Source organism: Pseudomonas sp. HN2-3, assembly GCF_020691745.1.
In the GTDB taxonomy this organism is placed as follows: Bacteria; Pseudomonadota; Gammaproteobacteria; order Pseudomonadales; family Pseudomonadaceae; genus Aquipseudomonas; species Aquipseudomonas capeferrum.
The window spans coordinates 2,943,149-2,968,552 of sequence record NZ_CP085704.1 but is presented as its reverse complement, the minus strand read 5'-3'; the positions used below and the strand labels follow the sequence as shown (position 1 = coordinate 2,968,552).

The window sequence follows — 25,404 nt, the reverse complement described above, 5'->3', positions numbered from 1 at the left end:
GTACCCGACATGGTTGTTCTCGAAATCAGTGCTTGCTGGCGCCGGCGGCGCCAATACCGGTCATGGAGCGAATGAACTGCGCCAGGTAGCGGCCACGTTCTTCGGTGGCCCGCGCCGAACTGTCGGTGACCGAGAACACCCAGGCGCCGAGGAACGCCAGGCTCATCGAGAACAGCGCCGGGTTGCTGTAGGGGAACAGTGCCTGTTCGTTGTGCAGCACGTTGACCCACACCGCCGGGCCCAGTACCACCAGCACGACGGCCGAGAACAGCCCGGCCATGCTGCCGCACACCGCGCCGCGGGTAGTCAGGCCCTTCCAGAACATCGAAAGCAGCAACACAGGGAAGTTGACCGACGCAGCCACGGCCAGCACCAGGCCGGAGAGGAAGGCGATGTTCTGCGACTCGAACACCAGCCCGAGCACCACTGCCAGCAGGCCGATCACCAGGGTGGCGATACGTGAAACCCGCATCTCTTGCTGCTCGGTGGCCTGGCCTTTGCGCATCACACAGGCATACAGGTCGTGGGACACCGCCGACGCACCGGATAGCGCCAGGCCAGCCACGACCGCCAGAATGGTGGCGAAGGCCACGGCAGAAATGAAACCGAGGAACAGGTTGCCACCCACCGCCTGGGCCAGGTGCACCGCGACCATGTTGCCGCCGCCGATGATCGCGCCCGCTGCATCGCGGTAAGACGGCTCGGTGCCGACCATGACGATGGCGCCGAAGCCGATGACGATCAGCAGCAGGTAGAAGTAGCCAATGAAACCGGTGGCGTAGAACACGCTCTTACGCGCTTCCTTGGCATCGCTGACGGTGAAGAACCGCATCAGGATATGAGGCAGGCCCGCCGTGCCGAACATCATGCCCAGGCCCAGCGAAATCGCGTCCACCGGGTTCGACAGCAAGCCGCCCGGCGCCATGATTGCCTGGCCCTTGGCGTGCACGGCAACGGCACTGGCAAACATCGCCTCGGTGCTGAAGCCAAAGTGCTTGAGCACCATGAAGGCCATGAACGTGGTACCGCTGAGCAACATCACCGCCTTGATGATCTGCACCCAGGTGGTGGCGAGCATGCCGCCGAAGGTCACGTAGGCGACCATCAGCACCCCGACCAGCATCACCGCATACAGGTAGCTGATACCGAACAGCAGCTCGATCAGCTTGCCGGCACCGACCATCTGCGCCACCAGGTACATCAGCGCCACGACCAGGGTGCCGAACGCCGACGTCAGGCGCACGGGGGTTTGAGCCAGGCGGTAGGACACCACATCGGCAAAGGTGTACTTGCCCAGGTTGCGCAAGCGTTCGGCGATCAGGAACAGGATGATCGGCCAGCCGGCGAGCACGCCCAGGGCGTACAGCAGGCCGTCGTAGCCGTTCATGAACATCATTGCCGAAATGCCCAGGAACGACGCGGCGCTGATCATGTCGCCGGCGATCGCCAGGCCGTTCTGCATGCCGGTCAGGCCGCCGCCGGCGGTGTAGAAGTCACTGGCCGAACGGGTCCGCAATGCGGCCCAGCGGGTGACCAGCAAGGTGAAGCAGACGAACACCATGAACATCGAGATGGCGGTCCAGTTCATTGCGCGCACTCCTGCTTGACCTTGTCGTTGAGCGGGTCGAGCACGTTGTTGGCGCGGTGCACGTAGATGCCGGTGAGGGCGAACGACAACAGCACCATGAGCACGCCCACCAGCATGCCGACGGTGGTCACGCCACCGCTGAGCGACTGGCCGAGGGTGCTGGGCGAGAACGCCACCAGCAGGACGAAGCCGTAGTAGATCACCAGCATGGCCAGGGTCAGGCTGCCGTTGAGGCGGCGCTTGCGCCGGACCAGGTGCTGGAAGTCGGGGTGGTTGGCGATGCTTGCGATGCGTTCGGGAGTCATGGGTCAGCGATCTCTTGGTGTTGTAGTTGTTTTTTGTGAGGTCACACGGGTGTTACATGCGGTGTTGTAAAGCGGCGCGGGTTTACAACTGGTCGAAGTCGAGCACCACCTTGTCGCTCACCGGGTAGGTCTGGCACGACAGCACATAGCCCGCCGCCACTTCGTAGTCTTCCAGCGCATGGTTGCTGTCCATCTCTACCTCGCCCTCGATCACCCGGCACTTGCAGGTGGAGCACACGCCCGCCTTGCACGAGTAGGGCAGCTCGGCGCCAATGGCATTACCGGCGTCCAGCACGTTCTGGCTGTTGCGCGGCAGGTCGAACGACAGGGCGCGGCCATCGCTGATCACGGTGATATGGCTGAGCGCCGAATCCACCTGGCGCGCCGCCTCACGGGCCTCGCGGCGTGCTTCGCTGCCAGCGGCGGCAAACAGTTCGAAATGGATGCGCTCCTTGCCCATGCCGTTGGCCTGCAGGCTGTCGCGCACGGTTTCGGTCATCGCCTGGGGGCCGCAGATGAACGCCGCGTCCAGCGTGGTGACGTCCAGCCAGCGGGCGAACAGTTGGCCGCACTTGTCGGCATCGATCCGGCCGTTGTACAGGTCGACATCCTGCTGCTCGCGGCTGAACACGAAAATCAGGTTCAGGCGGTCCAGGTAACGGTTTTTCAGGTCTTCGAGCTTGTCGCGGAACAACGCACCGGAGCTGGAGCGGTTGCCGTACAGCAGGGTGAAGCGGCTGTGCGGCTCACTGGCCAGGGTGGTGGCGATGATCGACAGGATCGGCGTGATGCCGCTGCCTGCGGCCACGCCCAGGTAGTGGCCATGACGGGCAGGGTCCAGCGGTACGTGGAAACTGCCGGACGGCGGCATCACTTCCAGTTGCTGGCCAGCCTTGAGCACGTCATTGGCAAAGGCGGAGAAACGCCCGCCCGGCACGCGCTTGACGGCTACCCGCAGCTCGCCATCCTGTACCGCGCTGCAGATGGAATACGAGCGGCGTACTTCCTCGTTGTCCAACTGGGTACGCATGACCAGGTACTGGCCCTGGGTAAAGCTGAATTGCGCCTGCAAGTGCTCAGGCACGTCGAAGGCGATGGATACCGCGTCGCGGGTCTCGTTACGCACTTGCTTGATGGTCAGGCTGTGAAACTGGCTCATGGTGTTCTCCACGGCTCAAATGCATTTGAAATAGTCGAACGGCTCCAGGCACTCGCGGCAGCGGTACAGCGCCTTGCAGGCCGTGGAGCCGAACTGGCTGAGCAGTTCGGTGTGGGGGCTGGCGCACTGCGGGCAGCACACCTGGGGCGCTTCACCGAGCAAACTGCGCTTGCTGGTGCTGCCCTCGGGCGGTGCGATGCCGTAGGCGCGCAAGCGTTGGCGGCCCAGCTCGCTGATCCAGTCGGTGCTCCAGGCCGGGGTCAGCCGCCGCTCCAGCGCAGGGGCAGCAAAACCGGCCTGTTGCAGCGCGTCACGGATGTCGGCCTCGATCACCTCGGTCGCCGGGCAACCGGAGTAGGTCGGCGTGACTACCAGGTGCAGGTGGCCGGCGCGCCAGTCGAGGTCGCGGACGATGCCCAGGTCGACCACGCTGACTACCGGCACTTCCGGGTCCATGACCTGCTCCAGTACTTCCCAGGCCCGGGCCAGGTCATCGCCGCGGGCCGCACGGGCGCCGAGGTCGCTGGCAATCAGCTCACCAGGTTGCATCGGGGTAGGCCCGTGGCAGGAACTGCATTTCGGCTAGCAACAGCCCCAGGTGCTCGGTGTGCAGGCCTTTGCGGCTGTCCAGGTAGAAATGGCTGGCCGCCTTGGGCAGCGGCAGTTGCACCGAATCGAAAATCGCTGTCACCTGCTTGAGCCAGGCCGCACCGACGCTGCGCGGGTCGGCAGCAATGCCGGCCTCGGCCAGGCGCACTTCGTTTTCGCTGCCTGCCGCCAGTTCGACGGTGAAGCGCCACAGCGCGGGGATCGCATCGAGCATGCGCCGACGGCTTTCGTCAGTGCCGCCGCCCAGGCGCTGCACCCATTCGCCGGAGCGCCGCAGGTGGTAGGTGACCTCCTTGAGTGCCTTGGCGGCAATGCCGGCGATACGTTCGTCGCTGGACGCGGCCAGGCCCTGCAGCACCGGGTAATGCCAGGCGTCATAGAAGAACTGCTTGGTCATGGTCACGGCAAAGTCGCCATTGGGTTGCTCGACCAGCAGCAGGTTGCGGTAGGCGCGTTCGTCGCGACGCATGGCAAGGGCGTCGGCATCACGGCCGTCATCGAGCAGCTCGGCGGCGTACTCCAGCCAGTTGCGGGCCTGGCCGACCAGGTCGAGGCCGACGTTCATCAAGGCCAGCTCTTCTTCGATGGCCGGCGCATGGCCGCACCATTCACAAAGGCGCTGGCCCTGCACCAGGGCGGTGTCGCCCAGTAGCAGCAAATACGGGATAAGCGTTTGTGTATGCATGGCCAACCTCACATGTGTCCGACTTCGTCGGGCAGTTCGTAAAAGCTGGCGTGGCGGTAGACCTTGTCGTCCGAAGGGGCGAACAACGGGTCTTTCTCGTCAGGTGAGGAGGCGGTGATCAGCGCCGAAGGCACCACCCACAGGCTCACGCCTTCGCTGCGGCGGGTATACAGCTCACGGGCATTCTCGATGGCCATGGCGGCGTCGGCGGCATGCACGCTGCCGACATGCTTGTGGTTCAAGCCGTGCTTGCTGCGCACGAACACTTCGTAGAGGGTCCAGACAGACATTTTCAATCTCCGCATCAATCGCCGCTCAGGCGGCGTTCTTGTTCTGTTGCTTGCGCGCATAGGCCACGGCGGCCTCGCGCACCCAGGCACCGTCCTCGATGGCCTTGCGCCGGGTGGCGACACGCTCCAGGTTGCACGGGCCGTTGCCCTTGATGACTTCGTAGAACTCGTCCCACTGGATGTCGCCGAAGTCGTAGTGGCCGCGGGCCTCGTTCCACTTCAGGTGCGGGTCGGGCGCGGTGCAGCCGAGCAGTTCGAGCTGTGGCACGGTCTGGTCGATGAAACGCTGGCGCAGCTCGTCGTTGGTCTGGCGCTTGATCTTCCAGGCCATCGACTGGGCGCTGTTGGGGGAGTGCTCGTCGCTTGGGCCGAACATCATCAGCGACGGCCACCACAGGCGGTTGATGGCGTCCTGGACCATGTCCTTCTGCGCCTGGGTGCCGTGGCGCATCATGGTCAGCAGCAGCTCGTAGCCCTGGCGCTGGTGGAAGCTCTCTTCCTTGCAGATACGGATCATGGCGCGGGAGTAGGGGCCGTAGGAGGTGCGCTGCAGCACCACCTGGTTGACGATCGCGGCGCCATCGACCAGCCAGCCTACCGCGCCCATGTCGGCCCAGCTCAGGGTCGGGTAGTTGAAGATGCTCGAGTACTTGGCCTTGCCGCTGTGCAGCTTGGCGATTTCTTCGTCGCGGTCGGCGCCGAGGGTTTCCATGGCGCTGTACAGGTACAGGCCGTGACCGGCTTCGTCCTGGATCTTGGCCATCAGTTGCAGCTTGCGCTTAAGGCTTGGGGCGCGGGTGACCCAGTTGCCTTCGGGCAACATGCCGACGATTTCCGAATGGGCGTGCTGGGAGATCTGCCGGATCAGGGTCTGGCGATAGGCCTCGGGCATCCAGTTCTTGGCTTCGATCTTGATCTCGGCGTCGATCTTTTCCTGGAAGTTGCGCTCTTCAGGCGACATCTCGTCCAGCGACTTGACGCGTTTTACACCGGTTTCGACTAGCTGTGCGTACATGTTCTGACTCCTGCCTCAGGGCTGGGTGGGGCATGAGTCATTTATAAGCGATACAAAACACAACATCAAACAGATTATTAGGTATCAGATAATATTTTTGTATCGGATTGCCGGGAAGAAGCGCCCACAGCGGCTGCTATGTGCTGGTCGGGAGATAGGGTGATGGCGGCTAGGTGCCTGTCTTGGGTTTGGAGGTGGGGCGGAGATCGAGCGCCGCCCGCGCGGCGCTCGATCTGATAGGCGCTGAAAATGCCAAGCCAAGCACCTGGTGGCCCCGGGGAAAAAAGGATTCAGCGCTGAACGATCAGCCAGCCAAGCGCTTGTCGTAAACGTGGCATGCCTTGCCTTCGGAGCGCTTGAGCGTGCCGCAAGGCTGCAGCCGCACTTGGGTGCTGATGCCGATGTAGGTCTTGATCTGTTTGCTCAACTCAGCCACCACCCATTTGCGCTGCGCCTCGTCGAGTACCTGGCATTCGCCACGCAGCTCCACGTGCACCTCGACACTGTCCAGGTTGCCATTGCGATACAGGTGTATCTCATACAGCTCTGAAAGCTGTTTTATTTTAAGCACCTGCTCTTCGATCTGCGTGGGGAACACGTTGACCCCGCGGATGATCAGCATGTCGTCACTGCGCCCAGTGATCTTGCCGATCCGCCGCATCGGCCGCGCCGTACCCGGCAACAGGCGTGTCAGGTCGCGGGTGCGGTAGCGGATCATTGGCAGCGCTTCCTTGCTCAACGAGGTGAACACCAGTTCGCCCAGCTGCCCGTCCGGCAACACCTCACCGCTGACCGGGTCGATGATCTCGGGGTAGAAGTGGTCTTCCCAGATGGTCGGCCCGTCCTTGGTTTCCAGGCATTCCATGGCCACCCCTGGCCCCATGATCTCCGACAGGCCATAGATATCCAGGGCATTGATGCCCAGGCGCTGCTCGATCGAGCGGCGCAACTCGTCGGTCCACGGCTCGGCGCCGAAGATCCCCAGGCGCAGCTTGAGGTCGTGCGGGTCGATGCCCTGGCGTTCGATCTCGTCAGCCAGGTTGAGCATGTACGAGGGCGTGACCATGATGATGTCAGGCTGGAAGTCGCGGATCAGTTGCACCTGCTTCTCGGTCTGGCCGCCCGACATGGGGATCACCGTGCAACCGAGCCGTTCGGCACCGTAGTGCGCGCCCAGGCCGCCGGTGAACAGGCCATAGCCATAGGACACGTGCACCTTGTCGCCCTTGCGCCCGCCGGCCGCGCGGATCGAACGGGCGACCACGTTGGCCCAGGTGTTGATGTCGTTCTGGGTATAACCGACCACGGTCGGCTTGCCCGTGGTGCCGCTGGAGGCGTGCAGGCGCACCACCTCTTCCTGGGGCACGGCGAACATGCCATAGGGGTAGTTGTCGCGCAGGTCGTTCTTGCCGGTAAAGGGGAACCTGGCGAGGTCTTCAAGCGCGGTAAGGTCGTCTGGGTGGGCGCCGCACTCGTCGAAACGCTGGCGGTACAGCGGTACATTGTCGTAGGCGTGCTTCAGGCTCCAGCGCAGGCGGTCCAGCTGGTGCTGGCGCAGCTCGTCGACACTGGCGGTCTCGATCGGGTCAAGCAGGGCGCGTTCGGCATCGTGGTACATGTTCATGGCTTCACTCGAATTGTTCTTGTACGTAGGCGCTAAGGCCTTGAGTGTCATGCGGGCAGCATACTGCCCGTGTCGTGTTCAGTCTCAGGCCATTGGTCTGATGTGCTCAGAGGCGCTCGATGACCAGGGCAATGCCTTGGCCAACGCCGATGCACATGGTGCACAAGGCGTAGCGGCCGCCGCGTTCTTCCAGCTCGTGCAGGGCGGTGGTCACCAGCCGTGCGCCGCTCATGCCCAGCGGATGCCCCAGGGCGATAGCGCCGCCATTGGGGTTGACGCGCTTGTCGTCGTCAGCCAGGCCCAGCTCGCGCAGCACCGCCAGGCCTTGGGCCGCAAATGCCTCGTTCAACTCGATGACGTCCATGTCGGCCAGGCTCAGGCCGGCCTGCGCGAGTACCTTGCGGGTCGCCGGGACCGGGCCGATGCCCATGATGCGCGGCTCGACCCCAGCGGCGGCCATGCCGAGGACCCGGCCGCGCGGCTTCAGGCCATGGCGGCGGGCCGCATCAGTGCTGGCCAGCAGCAGGGCGCAAGCGCCGTCGTTGACGCCCGAAGCGTTGCCTGCTGTCACGCTGCCGCCTTCACGGAACGGCGTGCCGAGCCTGGCCAACTGGTCCAGGGTGGTGTCGGCGCGCGGGTGCTCATCATGCTCGACACGCTTGGCCGGGCCTTTGCGCTGGGCGATCTCGACCGGCACGATCTCCCGTGCCAGCCGGCCCCGGGCCTGGGCGGCGGCCGCCTTGTGCTGGCTGCGCAAGGCGAAAGCGTCTTGGTCTTCGCGCGAAATACCGAACTGCGCGGCGACATTCTCGGCGGTCTCGGGCATCGAGTCGATGCCGTACTGCGCCTGCATCAGTTTATTGACGAAACGCCAGCCGATGGTGGTGTCGAACAGCTCGGCGCTACGGCCGAAGGCCTGCTCTGACTTGCCCATGACGAAGGGTGCCCGCGACATCGACTCGACGCCACCAGCCAGCATCAGCCCGGCCTCGCCGCAGCGCAGGGCGCGGGCGGCGCTGCCGACGGCATCCAGCCCGGAACCGCACAGGCGATTAAGGGTGGTGCCCGGCACGGCATCGGGCAGGCCGGCCAGCAGGCTAGCCATGCGTGCCACGTTACGGTTGTCTTCGCCCGCCTGGTTGGCGCAGCCGAGGATCACGTCATCAATGGCGGCCCAGTCGAGTTCGGGGTGGCGGGCCATCAGCGCCCTGATCGGCACGGCCGCGAGGTCGTCGGCGCGCACGCTGCTTAACGCGCCGCCATAACGGCCGATCGGCGTGCGCACGGCGTCGATGATCAACGCCTGGTCGAAGGTCTGGTCAGTCATCCTGGGTCTCCTGCGGCAACACCGTGCCGCGCACTTTGTAGGATTTTCCGTGGAACAGGGCAATCAGTTCGCCGCGCTGGTTTTCCAGGCGCACGTCATACAGGCCGGTGCGGCCCTTGCGGGTGAGTTCGCTGGCGGTAGCGGTGAGCACGTCATGCTCGAACGCCGGCGCCACGTAGTCGATGCTGCAGCCCAAGGCCACGGTGGCTTCGTCGTAGCTGTTGCAGGCGAAGGCAAACGCCGAGTCCGCCAAGCTGAACAAGAAACCACCATGGCAGCTGCCGTGGCCCTGAATCATGTCGGCGCGCACCGGCATGCTCAGGCGGGCCTGGCCGGGGCCGACGTCGAGCAGCCGAGCGCCCAGGGCCTGGGTGGCGCGGTCGCGGGAAAACATTGCATCGGCGCAGGCACGTGCCAGTTGCTCGGGGGTTCGTTGGGCTTCAGTCATGCAGTCGGCCTCCTTGGGCATGCACGCGGCGCAGCAGCAGCGAAGGGCGGTAGCGGGTCTCGCCGTAGCAGCGCTGCAGGTTGTCCAGCACGCGCAGGGTGTAGCCGATGCCGATCTGCTCGGCCCAGGCCAACGGCCCGCGCGGGTAATTGACCCCGGCGCGCATGGCCAGGTCGATGTCGGCTGCCGAGCCTACGCCTTGCAGCACGGCATCGGCAGCTTCGTTGGCGAGCGTGGTGACGGTGCGCAACACCACCAGGGCCGGCAGGTCGGCGACCAGACAAACCTTCAGGCCCGCCTGGCGCAGCAACGCCACGGCGTGTTCGCGCGCCTCGCGGGTGGTGTCGGGGCAAGTGCTGATGGCAATCCGTTCGGCCTTGCTGTAATCCAGCGCGAGGTCCACCAGCACCAGGTTTCGCAGCCCATCTTCACGCGCGCGCTGGCTGGCCAGGCGGCCGTCAGACAACGCCAGGGTGGCATCACCTACCCGCAGCAGGCCGCTGCCCGGGCGCTCGGTGACCTGGATGCCGCTGGCCTGGATGCGCTGCAGCAAGGGCTGCATCACGCCCAGGCTGCCTTCGACCACGCAGCACTCGACACGCGCCGCGCTTTGCACCTCGGCGGGCTGCGGCCGCAGCGCACCTTCGCTGTAATCGTAGAAACCCTGGCCGCTCTTGCGCCCAAGACGGCCGGCATCCACCAGCTCTTTCTGTACCAGCGAGGGCTGGAAGCGGAAGTCACCATAAAAGGCGCCGAACACCGAGCAGGTCACGGCGTAATTGACATCGTGGCCGATCAGGTCGGTCAGCTCGAAAGCGCCCATGCGGAAACCACCGGCGTCACGCATCAGCGCATCGAGGCTCGCGCAATCAGCGGCGCCTTCCTGGTACAGGCGCAGGCTCTCGGCATAAAACGGCCGCGCCACCCGGTTGACAATGAAGCCCGGCGTCGAACGCGCATGCACCGGCTGCTTGCCCCAGGCCGTGGCCGTGTCGTACAGCGTGGCAGCCAAGGCGGGGGCGGTGGCCAGGCCTGAAACGACCTCGACCAACGCCATCAACGGCGCAGGGTTGAAAAAGTGCATGCCGATCACCCGTTCGGGCCGCCGCAGGCCGGCGGCCAGGCTGGTGATCGACAGCGATGAGGTGTTGCTGGCCAATATGCAGCTGTCGCTGCACAGGGCTTCGAGCTGCTGCAAGAGTGCCTGTTTGACCTGCAGGTTTTCGACGATCGCTTCGATTACCAGTTGCGCATCGGCCAGTGCTTCGAGCGCTTCCACGGGCCGCAGGCGCGCGCTGATCGCCTGGCGTGCGGTAGCGTCGAGCTTGCCTTTTTCGACCAGGCGGCCGAGCTGGCGGTCGATGCCTTGCACGGCCAGGGCCGCAGCGCCTGGGCGATTGTCATACAGGCAAACCGGATGCCCCGCCTGGGCGGCCACCTGGGCAATGCCGGCCCCCATCGCACCGGCGCCGATCACCGCGACCTGGGCGTTACCGTTAAGTGCACTCATGTCAGCACCCCTTGAAGGCCGGTGCGCGCTTGGCCATGAACGCCGCGACGCCTTCGCGGTAGTCCTCGCTGCGCCCGGCCAGGCGCTGCAGGTCACGCTCAAGTTCGAGCTGCTGGTCAAAGTGATTGTCGTAACTGGCGTTAAGCGCACGCTTGATCAGGGCCAGCCCGTAAGTCGGCTGGGTCGCCAGCTGGCGGGCGAGGGCCAGCGCCTCGTCACGCAGTGCGGCGTCGTCGACCACCCGGTGGATCAGGCCCCATTGCTCGGCTTTTTCCGCACTCAGGCGTTCACCGAGCATGGCTAGCGCCTTGGCCCGAGCCATGCCGACCAAGCGCGGCAGTTGCCAGGTACCACCCGAGTCCGGCACTAGGCCGATCTTGCAGAACGCCTGGATAAAGCTGGCCGAGCGGGCCGCAAGCACCAGGTCACAGGCCAGCGGAATGTTCGCGCCCGCACCGGCCGCCACGCCGTTGACCGCGCAGATGACCGGCATCGGCAGGTCGCGCAGGGCGCGCACCAGCGGGTTGTAGAACGCCTCGATGGACTCGCCCAGGTCCGGCACTTGCGCGCCAGGCGCGACGTTGCGGTCAGACAAGTCTTGCCCGGCGCAAAAGCCACGCCCTTCGCCAGTCAGCAGCAACACGCGTACCTGCGGGGCTTGGCGTACCTGCTTGAGCGCCTCGCGCACTTCCTTGTGCATCTGCGTGTTGAAGCTGTTCAGCTGGTCAGGCCGGTTCAGCGAGAGGAGGGCGACACCGTCCTCGATGGAAAACAGGATGTGCTCGAAAGCCATGACAGGCTCGCTCCGTCAGTCGGTGGGGAAGAGGGGGTTACTGGCCCAAGAAGTGCGCCGGGCGTTTTTCCTGGAAGGCGCGGATGCCTTCGTCGCGGTCGACGGTACCGGCCAGCAAGGTGAACGCGTGGCGTTCGAAGCGCAGGCCGGTGGCCAGGTCGGTGTCCCCGGCCTTGAGCAGGGCTTCTTTGGCCAGGCGCACGGCCAGCGGTGCCTTGCGGGCGATGCTGGCCGCCACTTGCAGGGCGCGCTCGACGGCAAGCTCGGGCTGCGTCAGCTCGCTGACCAGGCCGGCCTGCTGGGCCTGCCGGGCGGTGATCGGCTCGCCGGTCAGAACCATCTGCATGGCCAGCGGCTTGCCGACCGCGCGCAACAGCCGTTGTGTGCCGCCCGCACCGGGGATGATGCCCAGGTTGATTTCGGGCTGGCCGAAGCGTGCGTCTTCGCCGGCGATGACGATATCGGCGCACATCACCAGCTCGCAGCCACCGCCCAGGGCGAAGCCGTTGACCGCTGCAATCAGCGGTTTGGCAAAACTGGCGATGCGCTGCCAATGGGCGACACGCGGGTCATTGAGGATGCCGACCAGGTCGCGCTCGGCCATTTCACGGATGTCGGCGCCGGCAGCGAAGGCCTTGCGGCTGCCGGTGAGCACTACGGCGAGGGTTGCCGGGTCGCGCTCGGCACTTTCCAGCTCGGCCGCAAGCTCGGCGAGCAGTTCGGTACACAGCGCATTGAGGGCTTCGGGCCGCTGCAGGGTGATCAGGCGGACGCCGTCCTCAGGCGCCTGCACAACGAGATAGCGAGGCATGTCGGTTTCCTCAGGCTGCACGCACGGCACGTGGGCCGGCATTTATTGGAATTGTCTGCAGGGGCAGGGGAAAACACTGAGGCCTGCCCGGGTGAGGTCCAGTATATGCCTTTTCTGATACAGAACAGCAATAGCAAAGATTGCATTACGTGTCCCTTAATGCGAGATATTCCTTCAAGCCAGGCCCGGATTAGGCTTTTAAAGCCCAGCAAATACAGCGTTAAAGTCAAATTTTATGGGCTGGGAGGTGCACCTTAAAAAGCGATACAAAGAATCAGCAATTGACGGTGACATTTATCGTGATACATGATCACCCCACTAACTGAATCATTTTGAGAGGTGTGACATGCCTTGCTATCGGCTGGACGGCCTGACCCCCGTGATCCACCCAACGGCGTACGTACACCCGACGGCCGTGCTGATCGGCGATGTGATCATCGGCCCGCAGTGTTACGTCGGCCCCCTGGCGTCATTGCGCGGCGACTTTGGCCGCATCGTGCTGGAGGAGGGTGCCAACCTGCAGGACACCTGCGTGATGCACGGCTTCCCGGGCGGCGATACGGTGATAGAGCGCCATGGCCATGTGGGCCACGGCGCGGTTTTGCACGGCTGCCGGATAGGCGCCGATGCCTTGGTGGGCATGAATGCGGTGATCATGGACGGCGCACACATCGCGCCACGCTGCATCGTCGGCGCCACGGCCTTCGTCAAGGCTGGCTTCGAATGCCCCGAGCAGAGCCTGGTAATCGGCGCGCCGGCACAGGCCAAGCGTACCCTCAGCGATCAAGAGGTCGCCTGGAAGCAACGCGGCACAGCCGAATACCAGCGTCTGGCCCAGCGCTGCAGTGCCGCCCTGGTCGAATGCCCGCCCCTGAGCGAAGTCGAGGCGCAGCGCCCACGCATGGGGGATTGCGGCTTTCGCCCCAAAGGCGAGGCGCAGGCATGAGCCTGGTGGTGACTGGCAATGGCCAGGCGGCACGGCGGGCAGGTATAGTCGGGGCTCCATCGGCTTACAGTTCCCTCATGAGCAGCCTTGCCCCCCTCAATACCTTGATCACCCGCTTCCAGGAGCAGACGCCGATCCGCGCGAGCTCGCTGATCATCACCCTGTATGGCGACGCCATCGAGCCGCATGGTGGCACGGTCTGGCTGGGCAGCCTGATCAACCTGCTGGAGCCGATCGGCATCAACGAACGGCTGATCCGCACCTCGATCTTCCGCCTGACCAAGGAAGGCTGGCTGACCGCCGAGAAAGTCGGCCGGCGCAGCTATTACAGCCTCACCGGCACAGGCCGGCGCCGTTTCGAAAAAGCCTTCAAGCGTGTTTACAGCGCGAGCCTGCCAGCCTGGGACGGCGCCTGGACGCTGGTGTTGCTGTCGCAGCTGGAGGCCAGCAAGCGCAAGGCCGTGCGCGAGGAACTGGAGTGGCAGGGCTACGGCGCCATCGCCCCGAACGTACTGGGCTGCCCGCGCGCTGATCGTGCCGACCTGGCGACCACCTTGCGCGAGCTGGACGCCACTGACGACAGCATCGTCTTCGAAACCCACACCCAGGAAGTACTAGCCTCCAAGGCCATGCGCGCCCAGGTGCGGGAAAGCTGGCGGATCGAGGAACTGGGTGAGCACTACAGCGAGTTCATCCGCTTGTTCCGACCGCTGTGGCAGGCGCTCAAGGAGGAGAATGAACTCGATGCCCAGGACTGCTTCCTGGCGCGCACCTTGTTGATTCATGAGTACCGCCGGCTGCTGCTGCGTGACCCGCAGTTGCCGGATGAGCTGCTGCCTGGGGACTGGGAAGGCAGGGCTGCTCGCCAGTTGTGCCGTAACCTCTATCGGCTGGTGTGGGGCAAGGCGGAAGCGTGGCTGGGGACCGCACTAGAGACGGCAGATGGGCCGTTGCCGGATGTTAACGAGAGCTTCTACAAGCGGTTTGGTGGGCTGGGCTGAGTCAGGGCAACGCATAAACCTTGAACAACCGCCTGGCCGTGTCGCTCACACCGTCGAGGTATTTGACGTAGGCCTGCTCGATTTCGCCCGATCGGTACATCTCGCTCAGCACCGTATCGACCAGCAACCGGAAGTCATCATCGCCGCGCGCGATCATCAGCGAAACCGGCGCATATTCGTAGATTCGGTCGAGCAGCAATAGGCTGCCGTCCGGATAGCCCGACGCGATGTGGGTCTTGAGCAGGATACGGTCGGCAAAGAACGCATCGGCACCGCCCTCGGCCACGCGCCGTACGCCTTCCTCATTGCTCTTGACGCTAACCAAGGTCGCGATCACCCCAAGCAGCCGCATCTGCTCGCCAACCCACTGCTGCGTGGCACTACCCGCCAATACGGCATAGGTCTGCTTGGCCAGGCCCCGATTGACCGTGGCGCGCCAGGTCGGCCCGTCATGCGCCACCTCACCGTTGAGCGCCTTGAGCAACGGCTCAGGTGACTGCTTACGGACCACGGCCGAGAGCCCCGCGGTATACACCGGCAGCGAAAAGCTCACTGCTTTGCGCCGCTCGAGCGTCTGCGGGGTCGGCGTGCAGAGGATATCGACTTTGCCCGAGCTGACCGCAGCAACCGCTTGGGTAATTTCCACGGGCTGAAACCGCACCTGCAACGCGGGTTGCTGCAGTTCGGATTTGACCCGTTCACTGATCTTCAGACAAAGATCAATGGCGTAACCCTCGACGGTGTCGCCGTTCAGGGCACTGAACGGTGCTGACCCAGGCAGGTAGCCCAGCGTCAGGGTATGACTGCTGCGCACCCGCTCCAGGGTATCGGCCCAGGAAACAACCGAAACACCAGAGAGCGCACCCGCCAGCAGCAGACGCAAAAGCTTCGCTGATAATGACTTCATTGCTCGCGCCCTCCGCTCAGGCCGTCAGTTGGCGAGTAGACAAACCGCTTGGCGAGAAACCCGTACAGCAGGTAGCCAAAGGCAAGCACCAGCAACCCGCCAAACAAGGCCTCCATGCCGCAGGCATATAGCGCATAAAGCGAGTAGGACACGGCAATCAGCAGCACAACCAGGTTGCGCGAGTACACCGTTGGCGAGACGTTGGCCTTGTACATGATCACCAGTAGCCCGGTCAGCGCTGTCACGTAGGGGATCAGGTTGGTCACTGCAGCAAGGTTCACCAGCTTGCTGAATTGCGCACTGGCATTGGGTGAAATGGTCGACACGGCCATTGCAGTCTGCAACAGGCCGCAGACGATCATGCCAATAACCGGCGCCCCAAACCTGTTGAGCTTGCTAAACAGCTTGAGAAAGAGGTTCTGGTCGGCGGTCATCTTGGCAGTCTGGGCCAGGGTGAACTGCCAGCCCAGCAGTGAGCCGACACAGGCCATGACCGCCAAGGCCATGACGATATTGCCCACCAGCGGGCTGAACATCTTCGCGTAGACCAGCGCGAAAGGCGCTGACGCGTTGGCCAGCTCAGCGTTGGGGATGATGCCCTGGATGACCGTGGTCGAAAGCACGTAGACCACCGCCGCCCCCAGGGTACCGAAGAGGCACGCCAGCGGCACGTCGCGCTTCGGGTTCTCGACCGCATCGGACGCCTGGGCTGCCGACTCCATGCCGAGAAAGGCCCACAGGGTCAGCGGTATGGCCTTGCCGATGGCCTCGGAAAGCGGCAACGCATTAGGGTTCCAGGCGGCCTGGAGCAGGTCGGGCTTGAACCAGAACCAGCCGATGATACTCAGCCCCGCAACGGGGATGATGACACCCCAGACCGTGATTGCACCGATCTTGCCGGTGATGTTCGGGCCGCCAAAGTTGGCGACGATGGTCAGCCAGATCAGCCCCACGGTGCCGATGAACAGCGGCACGGCACCGGTGCCCAACCAAGGCACGAACGCGGTCATGTAGCCCACCGCAGAAATTGCCACCGCCACGTTGGCGATCGCCAGCGACAGAAAGTACAGGTAGGAGCAGAGAAAGAAGCCTGATTTTGCGTGGGCTTCTTCGGTGTAGGCCGACAGGCCGCCAGAGCGCGGGCAGAAGATCCCGCATTGAGCAAAACAGTAGGCAATGGCCATCGAACCAATCGCGGTGAAGGCCCATGACAACAGCGACACCGCGCCCAGTTGCGCCATGTTGGTCGGCAGCATGATGATGCCCGACCCCATCATGTTGACCGTCACCAGCGTAGTAAGGCCCATCAGGCTCATCTTCTTGCTTGGGTCCGTCATCGCAAACTCCCTTTCAAGGCTTGCTGGCTGGCTGCGGATGTTCTGGCTTGGCAGGGTCGGCGTACCACTGCTCCCTTGGCACCCACTTGGCCTGCAGCGGGTCGCCGAGGTAGTGGGGCGACATGATCTGCACGCCGAACTCGTTGAAAACGTCCTGGATATTGGCGTGCAGCAGGCTGAGGAGGAGGGCGCGTGGCCTGGGCTGCGATGGAACGGCCTGGGCCACTAGGCGGTACTCCGGATAAAAATCCGAGCTCCCCTGCGACCCGAGGTTGGGCTGCTTCCAGCATAGTCGGGTTTCTGGCTGCCCGGCATCACCGACAGGTGACCATCAGCAATCTATAACGTTAATCGTGGTGTCCCTTATTAGAGTTAAAACTTAATATTGTGAGCTTTATGCTCATCGTAACAAACCGTAATGCGTGCTATGGTTTACCTTATGAGACTTAATGTTAGTACTGGTAGACTTTATGGATGACTTTTTCCCCGTCGCCTGCGTCGATACTCTTAGTAAAATAGGGCTTCTGGTGAAGGCAAGGCGCCTGTCGCTCGGTTTGCGTCAAACAGACCTCACAGCAGCAATCGGCGTCTCCGCGCATACCCTTCGCAAGATCGAAGGCGGCTCCGCACGCGTGGACCTGCGTTCTTTCATGCTGGTGTTATGGCGCCTGGGCATCAGCGACACGGTCTTCGCCTCGCTGGAGGGCATTGAAAGAACCTCCCAGATCACCCGCTTCAGTGATGACGACGATGCCCACCAGAGCCTCGCATCCCGCCGCGTGCGGCTGGCAAAACCCAAGCCCGAGGAATTCTGATGTCCCGTGCCTACATCTATATGGAGCACCCCGAGACGGGTGAGGTCATCACCCTTGGCCGGCTGACCCTCAAAGGCAAGCTCGGTGAGTTCCTCTATGCGCCTGACCATGTGGCGCAGGGCGGCTGGGTACCCGACCCCATCAATTACCCCCTGCGTGCCGAGCCCTACACGGGGATCGCCAAGAACCGCGGCATACCCGGCTTCATCAATGACGCCATGCCTGATGGCTGGGGCGAGCGGCTGCTGCATAGGGCGTACGGCCAGGAACTGGGCACCCTCGATTTCTTGCTCAAGTCACCGAACAACGACCGCGTCGGCAACCTGATGGCCGGCGGCGCAACCACGCCCGCACCTGGCCTGGGCGACGGCGCGGTACCCACCTTGAAAGGCCTGGCGAAATTCGTCGCCGCGTGCGAGGCGGTGTACGACGGCCAGCTCGACGCCGAGTCGGTAGCAACCCTCAACGTCCGCCAACAGCGTTCCGCCCTGGGCGGCGCGCGCCCCAAACGCACGCTGCAGGACAATGGCATGTTGATACTGGCCAAGCCCCGTGATCGCTACGACCACTACGACCTGCCCTCCATCGAATATGCCTGCATGACCTTTGCAGCAGGGCAGGGTTTGAACGTGGCAAAAACCGCGCTGCATGCCGAAAACCCTTCAACCTTGCTGATCGAACGCTTCGACCGCACGCCAATTGCGCAGGGCGCCCGGCGCATTCCCATGCTCAGCGCATTGACCCTGCTGGATTCAGAATGGAACGGCGCACACCATCGGGATTGGCGCTACGCTGCCGTAGCCGATGAAATGCGCCGGCGGGGCGTGCCCGATGCTGATCTGCAGGAGCTGTTCAAACGCATGTGCTACAACGCTCTGGTGGGGAACTCTGACGACCATCCACGCAACCATGCAGTGATCTGGGTGGCAGGCGGGTGGCGTCTGTCGCCGATGTACGACGTACTGCCCATGCTCGAAGAAGGGCCGGCACAAACCTTGGCCATGGCTGTTGGCCGTGAGGGCAGCCAGATCAGCCGCGCAAACCTGCTCAGCCACCACGCTCACTTTGCCCTGACGCGGGAGCAGGCCGAGCAAGTACTGGAGGAAGTGGCGGGCTGGGAGCCGGCATTGAAGGCGCATTACCAGCATTTGCTTGCGGGGGAAGACCTGAGGATGGCGTGTGAGGCGGCGAGTTCGGTGCGGATGCTCAGCTGATCGCTACTTGGTCTTCCAGTACTTCTGCATTTCCAGAAACAGAAAGGAGGCCGTCCAGGTGATCATCACCAGGCCCGTCAGCGCCTGCAGGCCTGTGAGGTATTTGAGGTCGCCACTTGGCGCGATATCGCCAAAGCCGATGGTGGTGTAGGTGGTGAATGAGAAGTACACGCAGTCCATGAATGTGCCATCGAAGTTGCCGCTCAGCGTACCCCACCGTTTGGCATTGGCCATCAGGTAATAGGCCAGGGCAAAGCACCAGACTTCCAGTGCGTGGGCCGCCAACGCGCCGAACACCCCGATGACGATGCGAAACCGGCTCCAGAGCTTGAGCCGCGGTAGCCAGTCGTTCAGGCGTAGCAGGCATTCGTAATGAATCACCACCACCAGCATCACGACCAGCGCGTTGATCAGTGTGACGGTTAACATCGACGGCTCCCCTGTGGCCCTGACAGAAGTTTGGCCGATAAAGGCCATCGTGTCGGTTCTACGCTTGAACATCACGGGGTGATTGATAAAGGTCAGTGAGTGGCCGCTCTTATCGCGCTGGCTTCTGTCTCCAACGATCAGCACGCGCCCTGCGACCAAGGTCGAATCCTTGACTTCAGATTCCCTTCAGATTGACCACTGATACTCACCCCATCAAGCCCAAACGGGGGGAGTTTCATGACCCAGTCTCAGTGGAGCAGCCTGCTCCCATTGCCTATCGGCAGCCACGTCGACAATCACGCCCACTTGTCGCTTCATCTGCACAAGGACCCTGGCCGCGATGAGCTGGAGCACTTCATTCATCAGTGTTTTGCCAGCGTGCACCACGCTGATGTGCACCATTACCTCCCAGAACTGCTGGCGCTGCATGACAGCCATGGTCGGCTGATTGCTGCCGCAGGCTTGCGCCCGGCCAGCAGCGGGCCGCTGTTTCTCGAGCACTACCTGGATGAGCCGCTGGAAGCTGCAGTTTCACGCGTAGCGGGCTGCCCCCTTGAGCGTGAGTGCATGGTCGAAGTCGGCAACCTGGCCTCGCTCAGTGCCGGTAGCGCGCGAATCATGATCATAGCGGTGACCTGGTTGCTGGCCACACGGGGCCTGAAGTGGGTGGCATTCACCGGCGCGACGACACTGATCAACAGTTTCCAGCGCCTGGGATTGGTGCCATCGGTACTGGCGTCGGCCGACCCGGCTCGGCTGAATGGGCAGGTGGACCAATGGGGTACCTACTACGCTCAGCATCCGCAAGTCTTTGCCGGCAGCATCGGTCATGGCTTCGATGCCTTGAGCAAGGCTGGAGTGTTCCAGCGCCTGGGATTGCCAACGGCCTTTCAGGAGGCTGGCCATGCCGCATGAACTGGAGCGCTTTCATCAACTGCTGGTCACGTTTGCCCGCGATCACGCTGACGCCATTGCCGTGCAAGGGGCGACCGAGCGCTTCACCTACAGGCAGTTGCTGGCAGAGGTGGGGTTAGGCACCCACAGCTTGCGTACGTGTTCGCCAGGCCCTCTGGTACTGGCGCTGGATAACAGCCCGCAGTTGCTGTTCTGGGATTTGGCGGCGCTGTTTGCCGAGCGTCCCTGTGTAATCGTCCCGTCGTTCTTCAGTGTTGCCCAGTTCAGGCATTGCATTGAGCAGAGTGGTGCCAGCCATGTGCTGTGCGACCCGCAATGGCACGGTACGCTCGCCGAGTTGGGGTTCGCTCAGCAGGACGTGTTCTGGGTTCGCGAGGCAGAGCCCGCTGCAGCGCTGCCTGCCGGCACCGCCAAGATCACCTACACCTCCGGCAGTACGGGCAAGCCCAAAGGCGTGTGCCTGTCTGTCGAAGCCCTGTTGCGTGTCGCCCGGGAACTGGAGGTGGCCAGCCGGCCCAGTGAACCTCAGCGTTACCTGGCGGTGCTGCCGCTTGGTGTGCTGCTGGAAAACCTTGGTGCCTACGCCGCATTGATGGCCGGGGCGAGTCTGCTGCTGTACCCCCAGGCGCAACTGGGCATGGGCGGTGCAAGCCAGGTCGATTTCAAGCGCTTGCTGGGGGCTGTCGCCCTGAGCGGCGCGCAGAGCCTGATTGTGGTGCCACAGCTGTTGATGGGGCTGATCACTGCCATCGAGCGCGGGCTGATGCAGGTGGGGGCGCTACGGTTCGTTGCGGTCGGCGGTGCCCGGGTGGCGCCCAGCTTGCTGGCCCGCGCCGAAGCGATCGGCCTGCCGGTGTTCGAGGGCTATGGCCTGTCCGAGTGCGCTTCGGTGGTGGCCTTGAACCGGCCGGGCGCAGCCCGCCGAGGCAGTGTCGGCAAACCGCTGCCCCATGTGCAGGTGCGTATTGCCGAGGACGGGGAGGTGCTGGTGGCGGGCTCGGTGTTGCTCGGCTATCTGGCGGAACCACCTGTTTGCGATAGCTGGTGGGCCACTGGCGACCTCGGCCATTTCGACGAGGAGGGCTACCTGTACCTCGATGGCCGCAAGAAACACCAGTTCATCACCAGCTTCGGGCGCAACGTCAACCCGGAGTGGGTGGAGGCCGAACTGACCCAGAGCGGCGTGATCTCCCAGGCGTTCGTGCATGGCGAGGCCCTGCCAAAGAACCTCGCATTGCTCTGGCCGCTGGACCCCGCTACCCCCGACACCCTCATCGACCAGGCTGTGCAGCATTGCAATGCCTTGCTGCCGGACTACGCCAGGGTCCATGCCTGGCGTCGCCTGCCGTGCCCCTTGTCCAGTACCGAAGACACCCTGACCGCCAATGGCCGCCCGCGCCGCGAGGCCATCCTGCGGCGTTACCACTCCCTGTTATCCGATATCCCGTTGTGAGGTCTGCCATGTCCTTTTTCGATACCCTGCAAATGCAAACCAGCCAGGAGCGTCAGGCCCTGTTCGCCGTACCGATCATACGCGATGCGTTGGCGGGGCACGTCAGCCTCGACAGCTATGTGGCCTTCCTGACCCAGGCATACCACCATGTACGCCATACCGTGCCGCTGATGATGGCGTGCGGGGCGCGCCTGCCTTCGCGCCTGGAATGGCTGCGCGGCGCCGTCTGCGAATACATCGAGGAGGAGTACGGCCACGAGCAGTGGATCCTCAATGACATCAATGCCTGCGGTGGCGACTGGGAAGCGGTACGTGACGGTCGCCCGGCACTGCCGATCGAGCTGATGGTCGCCTACCTTTACGACATGATCGCCCGCGGCAACCCGGTCGGGCTGTTTGGCATGGTAAATGTGCTCGAAGGCACCAGCATTGCCCTAGCCACCCAGGCCGCCGGCACGATCCAGAGCACGCTGGCGTTGCCCGACAGGGCCTTCAGCTACCTCAGCTCCCATGGCGCGCTGGACCAGGATCACATGGTCACCTACCGGCAATTAATGGACCGCCTTGATGATGCTGACGACCAGCGGGCTGTGATCCAAGCGGCCAAAGTGGTTTACCGGCTGTATACCGATATGTTCCAGGGGCTGCCGCGTGCGGGCCTGCAAGAGGTGCGTCATGCGCTTGCCTGAGTGTGTAGTGATACTCACCGGCGCCAGCGGAGGCATCGGCCTGGAACTGGCCGAGCAGTTGTGCGCAGCCGGTGCCCGGGTACTGGCGGTGAGCCGGCAGATGGGCAAACTCGCCGGGTTGATGAACCGTTATCACGACAGGCTGCTCTGGCAGTCGGCCGATCTGCGCAGCCATGAGGGGCGCGAGCAGGTGCTTGCCCGTGCCCGGGAGATGGGCGGGGTCAACGTCCTGATCAATGCCGCGGGCGTGAACCGTTTTGCCCTGTTCGATCAGATCGACGAGCAGGCGCTGGACGAGTTGCTGGACATCAACCTCAAAGCCGCCCTGCAACTGACGCGTGTGTGCCTGCCGCTGCTGCGCGCACAACCCAGGGCACTGGTGGTCAACGTCGGTTCCACCTACGGCTCGATCGGCTACCCCGGCTATGCCACCTACTGCGCCAGCAAGTTTGCCCTGCGCGGCTTCTCGGAGGCGCTGCGCCGCGAGCTGGCCGATACCTCGGTGAATGTCATGTACGCCGCCCCCCGGGCAACACGCACCGCGATGAACAGCACCGCTGCCACGGCGCTCAACAAGGCCCTGAAAGTCGGCATGGACGACCCGGCAGATGTGGCCCGCGCTGTGCTCAAGGCCGTGCAGTCAGAGCGCAGGGAGCTTTACCTGGGCTGGCCGGAAAAGCTCTTCGTGCACATAAACGGCATGTTGCCCGGCGTGGTCGACCGTGCATTGCGCAAGCAACTGCCGGTGATCCGTCGTTACCTCGCTAGCCATTCCAAGGAGTCGATCAAATGAAACGTCTGTTCATCGCTGGCCTGCTGGCGTTCGCACCGCTCACCTGGGCGCTGGACCAGGCCGGCAGCCAACAATTGGCTAACTTGCAGCAGCGCTGGGCGCAGATCCAGTACCAAACGCCTAAAGACAAACGCGCCGATGCGTTCGAGAAACTCGCAGCCGACGCTTCTACGCTGGTCCATCAGCACCCGGGCTCGGCCGAACCCTTGATCTGGGAGGGCATCATCAACAGCAGTTGGGCGGGTGCCATCGGCGGCCTGGGGGCGCTGGGCAAGGTCAAGTCGGCCAAGGCCAGCCTCGAGGAGGCGATGAAACTCGACCCCAATGCCCTGCAGGGCTCGGCTTATACCAGCCTGGGCACTTTGTACGACCAGGTGCCGGGCTGGCCCATCGGGTTTGGTGACAGCGACAAGGCAGACACTTTGTTGCGCAAGGCGCTGCAAGTGAACCCCAACGGTATCGACAGCAATTACTTCTGGGCCGATCATCTGTCCCGGCAAAAACGCTACGCTGAAGCCACCGCCGCCCTGGAAAAAGCACGCCAGGCGCCGCCACGGCCAGGCCGCGAGCTGGCCGACCAGGGCCGGCGTGGCGATATCGATGCTTTACTCAAGGCCATCAAGGACAAACAGGACTGAACATGCGGCTGCTGCTGGTTGAGGATGATACCGCCCTGGGCGAGGGGATCTGCGACGGGTTGCGCCAGGAGGGCTACACCCTCGACTGGTTGCGCGATGGCCTGAGCGGGCTGCATGCCCTGCAACACGAAGTGTTCGACCTGGTGATCCTCGACCTCGGGCTGCCGCGGTTGGGCGGTATCGATCTGCTGCGACGGGTGAGGGCAGGGGGCAACAGCCTGCCGGTGCTGATTCTCACTGCCCGCGATGCGACCGAGGACCGTATCTCTGGCCTGGATGCCGGTGCCGACGACTACCTGGTCAAGCCTTTCGACCTCAACGAGCTCAAGGCTCGCCTGCGCGCCTTGCTCAGGCGCAGCGCCGGCCGGGCCAAGGTGCTCATCGAGCACGCAGGCGTAAGCCTGGACCCTGCCACTCAGCAGGTGCACTACAACGGTGTGCCCGTGATACTGACGCCCAAGGAGTATCGCCTGCTGCACGAGTTGCTGGCGCAACCGGGCAAGGTGTTCACGCGCGAGCGGCTGACCCAGTTGCTGTATGGCTGGGACGAGGAGCCTGAGAGCAACACGCTGGAAGTGAACATCTATCACCTGCGCAAGAAACTGTTCAACGGCCTGATCCGCACGGTGCGCGGTATCGGATATTTGGTCGAGGGCAAGGTATGAGCTCGCTGCGCCAGCGCACGCTGTGGCGGGTGATGGTGCTGATGCTGCTCGGCACCGGCTTGTTGGCGTTGTACAACTATCACGACAGCCGACGCGAGATCAACGAAGTCTACGATGCTCACATGGCTCAGAATGCCCGGCTGTTGCAGGGAGTGATGAACCTGCCGGTGCAGGATGGCAACCGCGAAAAGCTGTATCAGGCATTCAACGAGGCGCTGGGCAAGGCCGGGCGCCACCGTGTGGGCCACCCCTATGAGAGCAAGCTGGCGTTCCAGGTGTGGGGGGAGGGAGCACGGTTGCTGGTGCACACCCCCAGTGCACCGACCCTCGACGCACCGCCTACGGCGGCGGGCTTCTACGATTTTGCCAGCGGTGGCGAACAATGGCGCGGCTTTGTATTACCGGTACCCGAAAAACAGTGGGTGATCTGGGTGGGTGAGCGCGACGACGTGCGTTACGACCTGATCGACCGCATCGTACGCCATACCCTGTTCCCGTTCCTGCTCGGCAGCCTGGGCTTGGCGCTGTTGGTCTGGGCGGCCATCGGCTGGGGGTTGCGCCCGTTGCAGAACATGGCCGATGTGATTCGTGCGCGCCATGCCGACTCCCTCGAACCCCTGCAACTGGTGCCGTTGCCGACCGAGCTTGAGCCCATGCAGGCGGCTATCAATCGCCTGCTTGCGCAGATCGATGACCTGCTGCGGCGCGAGCATCGGTTCATTGCCGACGCCGCCCATGAGATGCGCACGCCCCTGGCGATCCTGCGCCTGCATGCGCAAAACGCACAGGCCGCCAGTACCGATGCCGAGCGGCAGAAAGCCCTGGGCTTTTTAATTGGCGGTGTCGACCGGCTGACCCGGGTGGTCAACCAGTTGCTGACCCTTGCCCGCGTCGAGCCGCGCCTCGGTCAGCGCGCCACCCGTGTCGACTTGGGCGAAGTGGTCACCGATGTGCTGGCGGATCTCACACCCTGGATACTGGATCGCGGCCTGGAGCCCTCGCTGGATCTCAGCGAAGGTGACCATGCCCTGATGGTCGACTCCGGAGCGCTGGGCATCGCCTTGCAGAACCTGGTTTCCAATGCGGTAGAGCATTCACCGCCTGGCGGGCGTATCACGGTATCACTCAGGCACCTGGCCAATCGCTTCGAACTGGTTGTCGAAGATGAAGGGCCAGGTCTAGACGAGGCGAATCTTGTACGGGTATTCGAGCGCTTCTATAGCCGCAATAGCCCCAATGGCGCAGGGCTGGGGTTATCCATCGTGGCCACTATCGTCGAGCGGCTGGGGGGGCAGGTGCGCCTGGAAAACAGGGCCATTGGTGGGCTGGCTGCCATCGTGTCGCTTCCCTTGCAGTGAGCTGCCCGATACTGTCTCTAAGGCCCTTAGGTTCTGTACGAAAAGTATGGTCATTCATCGTTGAGGGAGCGGCGGTGCGG

At 63.6% G+C, this 25,404-nt stretch carries 26 protein-coding genes and 2 pseudogenes; 11 read left to right on the top strand and 17 right to left on the bottom strand.

The genetic code is table 11. The features are described 5' to 3' along the window. Positions 1-25: 25 nt before the first annotated feature. From LJX93_RS13405 to paaF, 13 genes and pseudogenes are all read right to left on the bottom strand, one after another. Positions 26-1,594: pseudogene (locus LJX93_RS13405) on the bottom strand (cation acetate symporter); the annotation flags it as partial. Then, complete coding sequence (locus LJX93_RS13400; RefSeq protein ID WP_012314487.1) at positions 1,585-1,893, bottom strand: DUF485 domain-containing protein; 309 nt, start codon at positions 1,891-1,893, stop codon at positions 1,585-1,587. The gene LJX93_RS13400 and the pseudogene LJX93_RS13405, both read right to left, overlap by 10 nt. 82 nt (positions 1,894-1,975) lie before the next feature. Further along, the gene (paaE, locus tag LJX93_RS13395; protein ID WP_095064473.1) at positions 1,976-3,052 is read right to left on the bottom strand and encodes a 1,2-phenylacetyl-CoA epoxidase subunit PaaE; all 1,077 of its coding nucleotides are present in this window, start codon (positions 3,050-3,052) and stop codon (positions 1,976-1,978) included. A gap of 15 nt (positions 3,053-3,067) precedes the next feature. Beyond that, positions 3,068-3,601, bottom strand: coding sequence for a 1,2-phenylacetyl-CoA epoxidase subunit PaaD (gene paaD / locus LJX93_RS13390; RefSeq protein WP_033697907.1), 534 nt, complete (start codon positions 3,599-3,601; stop codon positions 3,068-3,070). Beyond that, positions 3,588-4,346, bottom strand: a complete 759-nt coding sequence (paaC, locus tag LJX93_RS13385) for a 1,2-phenylacetyl-CoA epoxidase subunit PaaC (protein ID WP_156310172.1) — start codon at positions 4,344-4,346, stop codon at positions 3,588-3,590. Before paaC ends, paaD begins: the two co-directional genes overlap by 14 nt. An 8-nt stretch (positions 4,347-4,354) precedes the next feature. Beyond that, complete coding sequence (paaB, locus tag LJX93_RS13380; protein WP_004374528.1) at positions 4,355-4,636, bottom strand: 1,2-phenylacetyl-CoA epoxidase subunit PaaB; 282 nt, start codon at positions 4,634-4,636, stop codon at positions 4,355-4,357. Between the two features lie 25 nt (positions 4,637-4,661). After that, a complete protein-coding gene (gene paaA, locus LJX93_RS13375) occupies positions 4,662-5,651 on the bottom strand; it encodes a 1,2-phenylacetyl-CoA epoxidase subunit PaaA (RefSeq protein ID WP_227697285.1) in 990 nt (329 codons plus the stop codon). A gap of 304 nt (positions 5,652-5,955) precedes the next feature. Beyond that, complete coding sequence (gene paaK / locus LJX93_RS13370) at positions 5,956-7,275, bottom strand: phenylacetate--CoA ligase PaaK (protein ID WP_033697904.1); 1,320 nt, start codon at positions 7,273-7,275, stop codon at positions 5,956-5,958. 106 nt (positions 7,276-7,381) lie between these two features. Next, the gene (pcaF, locus tag LJX93_RS13365; RefSeq protein ID WP_033697903.1) at positions 7,382-8,602 is read right to left on the bottom strand and encodes a 3-oxoadipyl-CoA thiolase; all 1,221 of its coding nucleotides are present in this window, start codon (positions 8,600-8,602) and stop codon (positions 7,382-7,384) included. Next, positions 8,595-9,050 (bottom strand): hydroxyphenylacetyl-CoA thioesterase PaaI, encoded by a 456-nt coding sequence (gene paaI / locus LJX93_RS13360; protein ID WP_033697902.1) that lies wholly within the window; start codon positions 9,048-9,050, stop codon positions 8,595-8,597. The genes pcaF and paaI overlap by 8 nt, the downstream gene beginning before the upstream one ends. Then, complete coding sequence (gene paaH, locus LJX93_RS13355; protein ID WP_033697901.1) at positions 9,043-10,560, bottom strand: 3-hydroxyacyl-CoA dehydrogenase PaaH; 1,518 nt, start codon at positions 10,558-10,560, stop codon at positions 9,043-9,045. The genes paaI and paaH overlap by 8 nt, the downstream gene beginning before the upstream one ends. Before the next feature lies 1 nt (position 10,561). Next, entirely contained in the window at positions 10,562-11,353 is a 792-nt protein-coding gene (gene paaG, locus LJX93_RS13350) for a 2-(1,2-epoxy-1,2-dihydrophenyl)acetyl-CoA isomerase PaaG (RefSeq protein ID WP_033697900.1), read from the bottom strand. 37 nt (positions 11,354-11,390) lie between these two features. Next, the gene (paaF, locus tag LJX93_RS13345; RefSeq protein ID WP_095064476.1) at positions 11,391-12,164 is read right to left on the bottom strand and encodes a 2,3-dehydroadipyl-CoA hydratase PaaF; all 774 of its coding nucleotides are present in this window, start codon (positions 12,162-12,164) and stop codon (positions 11,391-11,393) included. A 346-nt stretch (positions 12,165-12,510) separates the two neighbouring features. Between paaF and paaY the strand changes: the two genes are divergently transcribed. Together paaY and paaX are read left to right on the top strand one after the other, a co-directional pair. Beyond that, the gene (gene paaY, locus LJX93_RS13340) at positions 12,511-13,110 is read left to right on the top strand and encodes a phenylacetic acid degradation protein PaaY (RefSeq protein WP_033697897.1); all 600 of its coding nucleotides are present in this window, start codon (positions 12,511-12,513) and stop codon (positions 13,108-13,110) included. A 77-nt stretch (positions 13,111-13,187) separates the two neighbouring features. After that, on the top strand, positions 13,188-14,111 hold the full coding sequence (gene paaX, locus LJX93_RS13335; protein ID WP_077068406.1) for a phenylacetic acid degradation operon negative regulatory protein PaaX: 924 nt from the start codon (positions 13,188-13,190) through the stop codon (positions 14,109-14,111). Between the two features lies 1 nt (position 14,112). Here paaX and LJX93_RS13330 read toward each other — a convergent pair whose 3' ends face one another. The 3 genes and pseudogenes from LJX93_RS13330 to LJX93_RS13320 form a co-directional block, all read right to left on the bottom strand. Beyond that, positions 14,113-15,018 carry an amino acid ABC transporter substrate-binding protein gene (locus LJX93_RS13330; protein ID WP_186653281.1) on the bottom strand — a complete coding sequence of 302 codons (906 nt, stop codon included), beginning with the start codon at positions 15,016-15,018 and terminating at the stop codon, positions 14,113-14,115. Further along, positions 15,015-16,355: a putrescine-ornithine antiporter gene (gene potE / locus LJX93_RS13325; RefSeq protein ID WP_186665337.1), complete on the bottom strand. Its 1,341-nt coding sequence runs from the start codon at positions 16,353-16,355 to the stop codon at positions 15,015-15,017. The genes LJX93_RS13330 and potE overlap by 4 nt, the downstream gene beginning before the upstream one ends. 13 nt (positions 16,356-16,368) lie before the next feature. Then, positions 16,369-16,611 (bottom strand): annotated as a pseudogene (locus LJX93_RS13320) (mechanosensitive ion channel family protein); the annotation flags it as partial. Between the two features lie 214 nt (positions 16,612-16,825). Between LJX93_RS13320 and LJX93_RS13315 the strand changes: the two are divergent. Together LJX93_RS13315 and LJX93_RS13310 are read left to right on the top strand one after the other, a co-directional pair. Then, the gene (locus LJX93_RS13315; RefSeq protein ID WP_033700039.1) at positions 16,826-17,170 is read left to right on the top strand and encodes a helix-turn-helix domain-containing protein; all 345 of its coding nucleotides are present in this window, start codon (positions 16,826-16,828) and stop codon (positions 17,168-17,170) included. Further along, positions 17,170-18,384: a type II toxin-antitoxin system HipA family toxin gene (locus LJX93_RS13310; RefSeq protein WP_033697892.1), complete on the top strand. Its 1,215-nt coding sequence runs from the start codon at positions 17,170-17,172 to the stop codon at positions 18,382-18,384. The genes LJX93_RS13315 and LJX93_RS13310 overlap by 1 nt, the downstream gene beginning before the upstream one ends. Before the next feature lie 3 nt (positions 18,385-18,387). Here the strand turns inward: LJX93_RS13310 and LJX93_RS13305 are convergent, their stop codons facing one another. After that, positions 18,388-18,813: a potassium channel family protein gene (locus LJX93_RS13305; protein ID WP_227697284.1), complete on the bottom strand. Its 426-nt coding sequence runs from the start codon at positions 18,811-18,813 to the stop codon at positions 18,388-18,390. A gap of 237 nt (positions 18,814-19,050) precedes the next feature. Between LJX93_RS13305 and LJX93_RS13300 the strand changes: the two genes are divergently transcribed. The 7 genes from LJX93_RS13300 to LJX93_RS13270 are packed head-to-tail and all read left to right on the top strand — an operon-like array spanning position 19,051 to position 25,324. Continuing rightward, the gene (locus LJX93_RS13300; RefSeq protein WP_227697283.1) at positions 19,051-19,728 is read left to right on the top strand and encodes a thermostable hemolysin; all 678 of its coding nucleotides are present in this window, start codon (positions 19,051-19,053) and stop codon (positions 19,726-19,728) included. After that, the gene (locus tag LJX93_RS13295; protein ID WP_227697282.1) at positions 19,718-21,181 is read left to right on the top strand and encodes an AMP-binding protein; all 1,464 of its coding nucleotides are present in this window, start codon (positions 19,718-19,720) and stop codon (positions 21,179-21,181) included. The genes LJX93_RS13300 and LJX93_RS13295 overlap by 11 nt, the downstream gene beginning before the upstream one ends. 8 nt (positions 21,182-21,189) lie before the next feature. Next, on the top strand, positions 21,190-21,870 hold the full coding sequence (locus LJX93_RS13290) for a TenA family transcriptional regulator (RefSeq protein WP_033697878.1): 681 nt from the start codon (positions 21,190-21,192) through the stop codon (positions 21,868-21,870). Beyond that, positions 21,857-22,663, top strand: coding sequence for an SDR family oxidoreductase (locus tag LJX93_RS13285; RefSeq protein WP_033697877.1), 807 nt, complete (start codon positions 21,857-21,859; stop codon positions 22,661-22,663). Before LJX93_RS13290 ends, LJX93_RS13285 begins: the two co-directional genes overlap by 14 nt. Further along, positions 22,660-23,301 carry a hypothetical protein gene (locus tag LJX93_RS13280; RefSeq protein WP_033697876.1) on the top strand — a complete coding sequence of 214 codons (642 nt, stop codon included), beginning with the start codon at positions 22,660-22,662 and terminating at the stop codon, positions 23,299-23,301. Before LJX93_RS13285 ends, LJX93_RS13280 begins: the two co-directional genes overlap by 4 nt. A 2-nt stretch (positions 23,302-23,303) precedes the next feature. Beyond that, positions 23,304-23,966 (top strand): response regulator, encoded by a 663-nt coding sequence (locus LJX93_RS13275; protein ID WP_033697875.1) that lies wholly within the window; start codon positions 23,304-23,306, stop codon positions 23,964-23,966. Then, the gene (locus tag LJX93_RS13270) at positions 23,963-25,324 is read left to right on the top strand and encodes an ATP-binding protein (protein WP_227697281.1); all 1,362 of its coding nucleotides are present in this window, start codon (positions 23,963-23,965) and stop codon (positions 25,322-25,324) included. Before LJX93_RS13275 ends, LJX93_RS13270 begins: the two co-directional genes overlap by 4 nt. Positions 25,325-25,404: the final 80 nt, after the last annotated feature.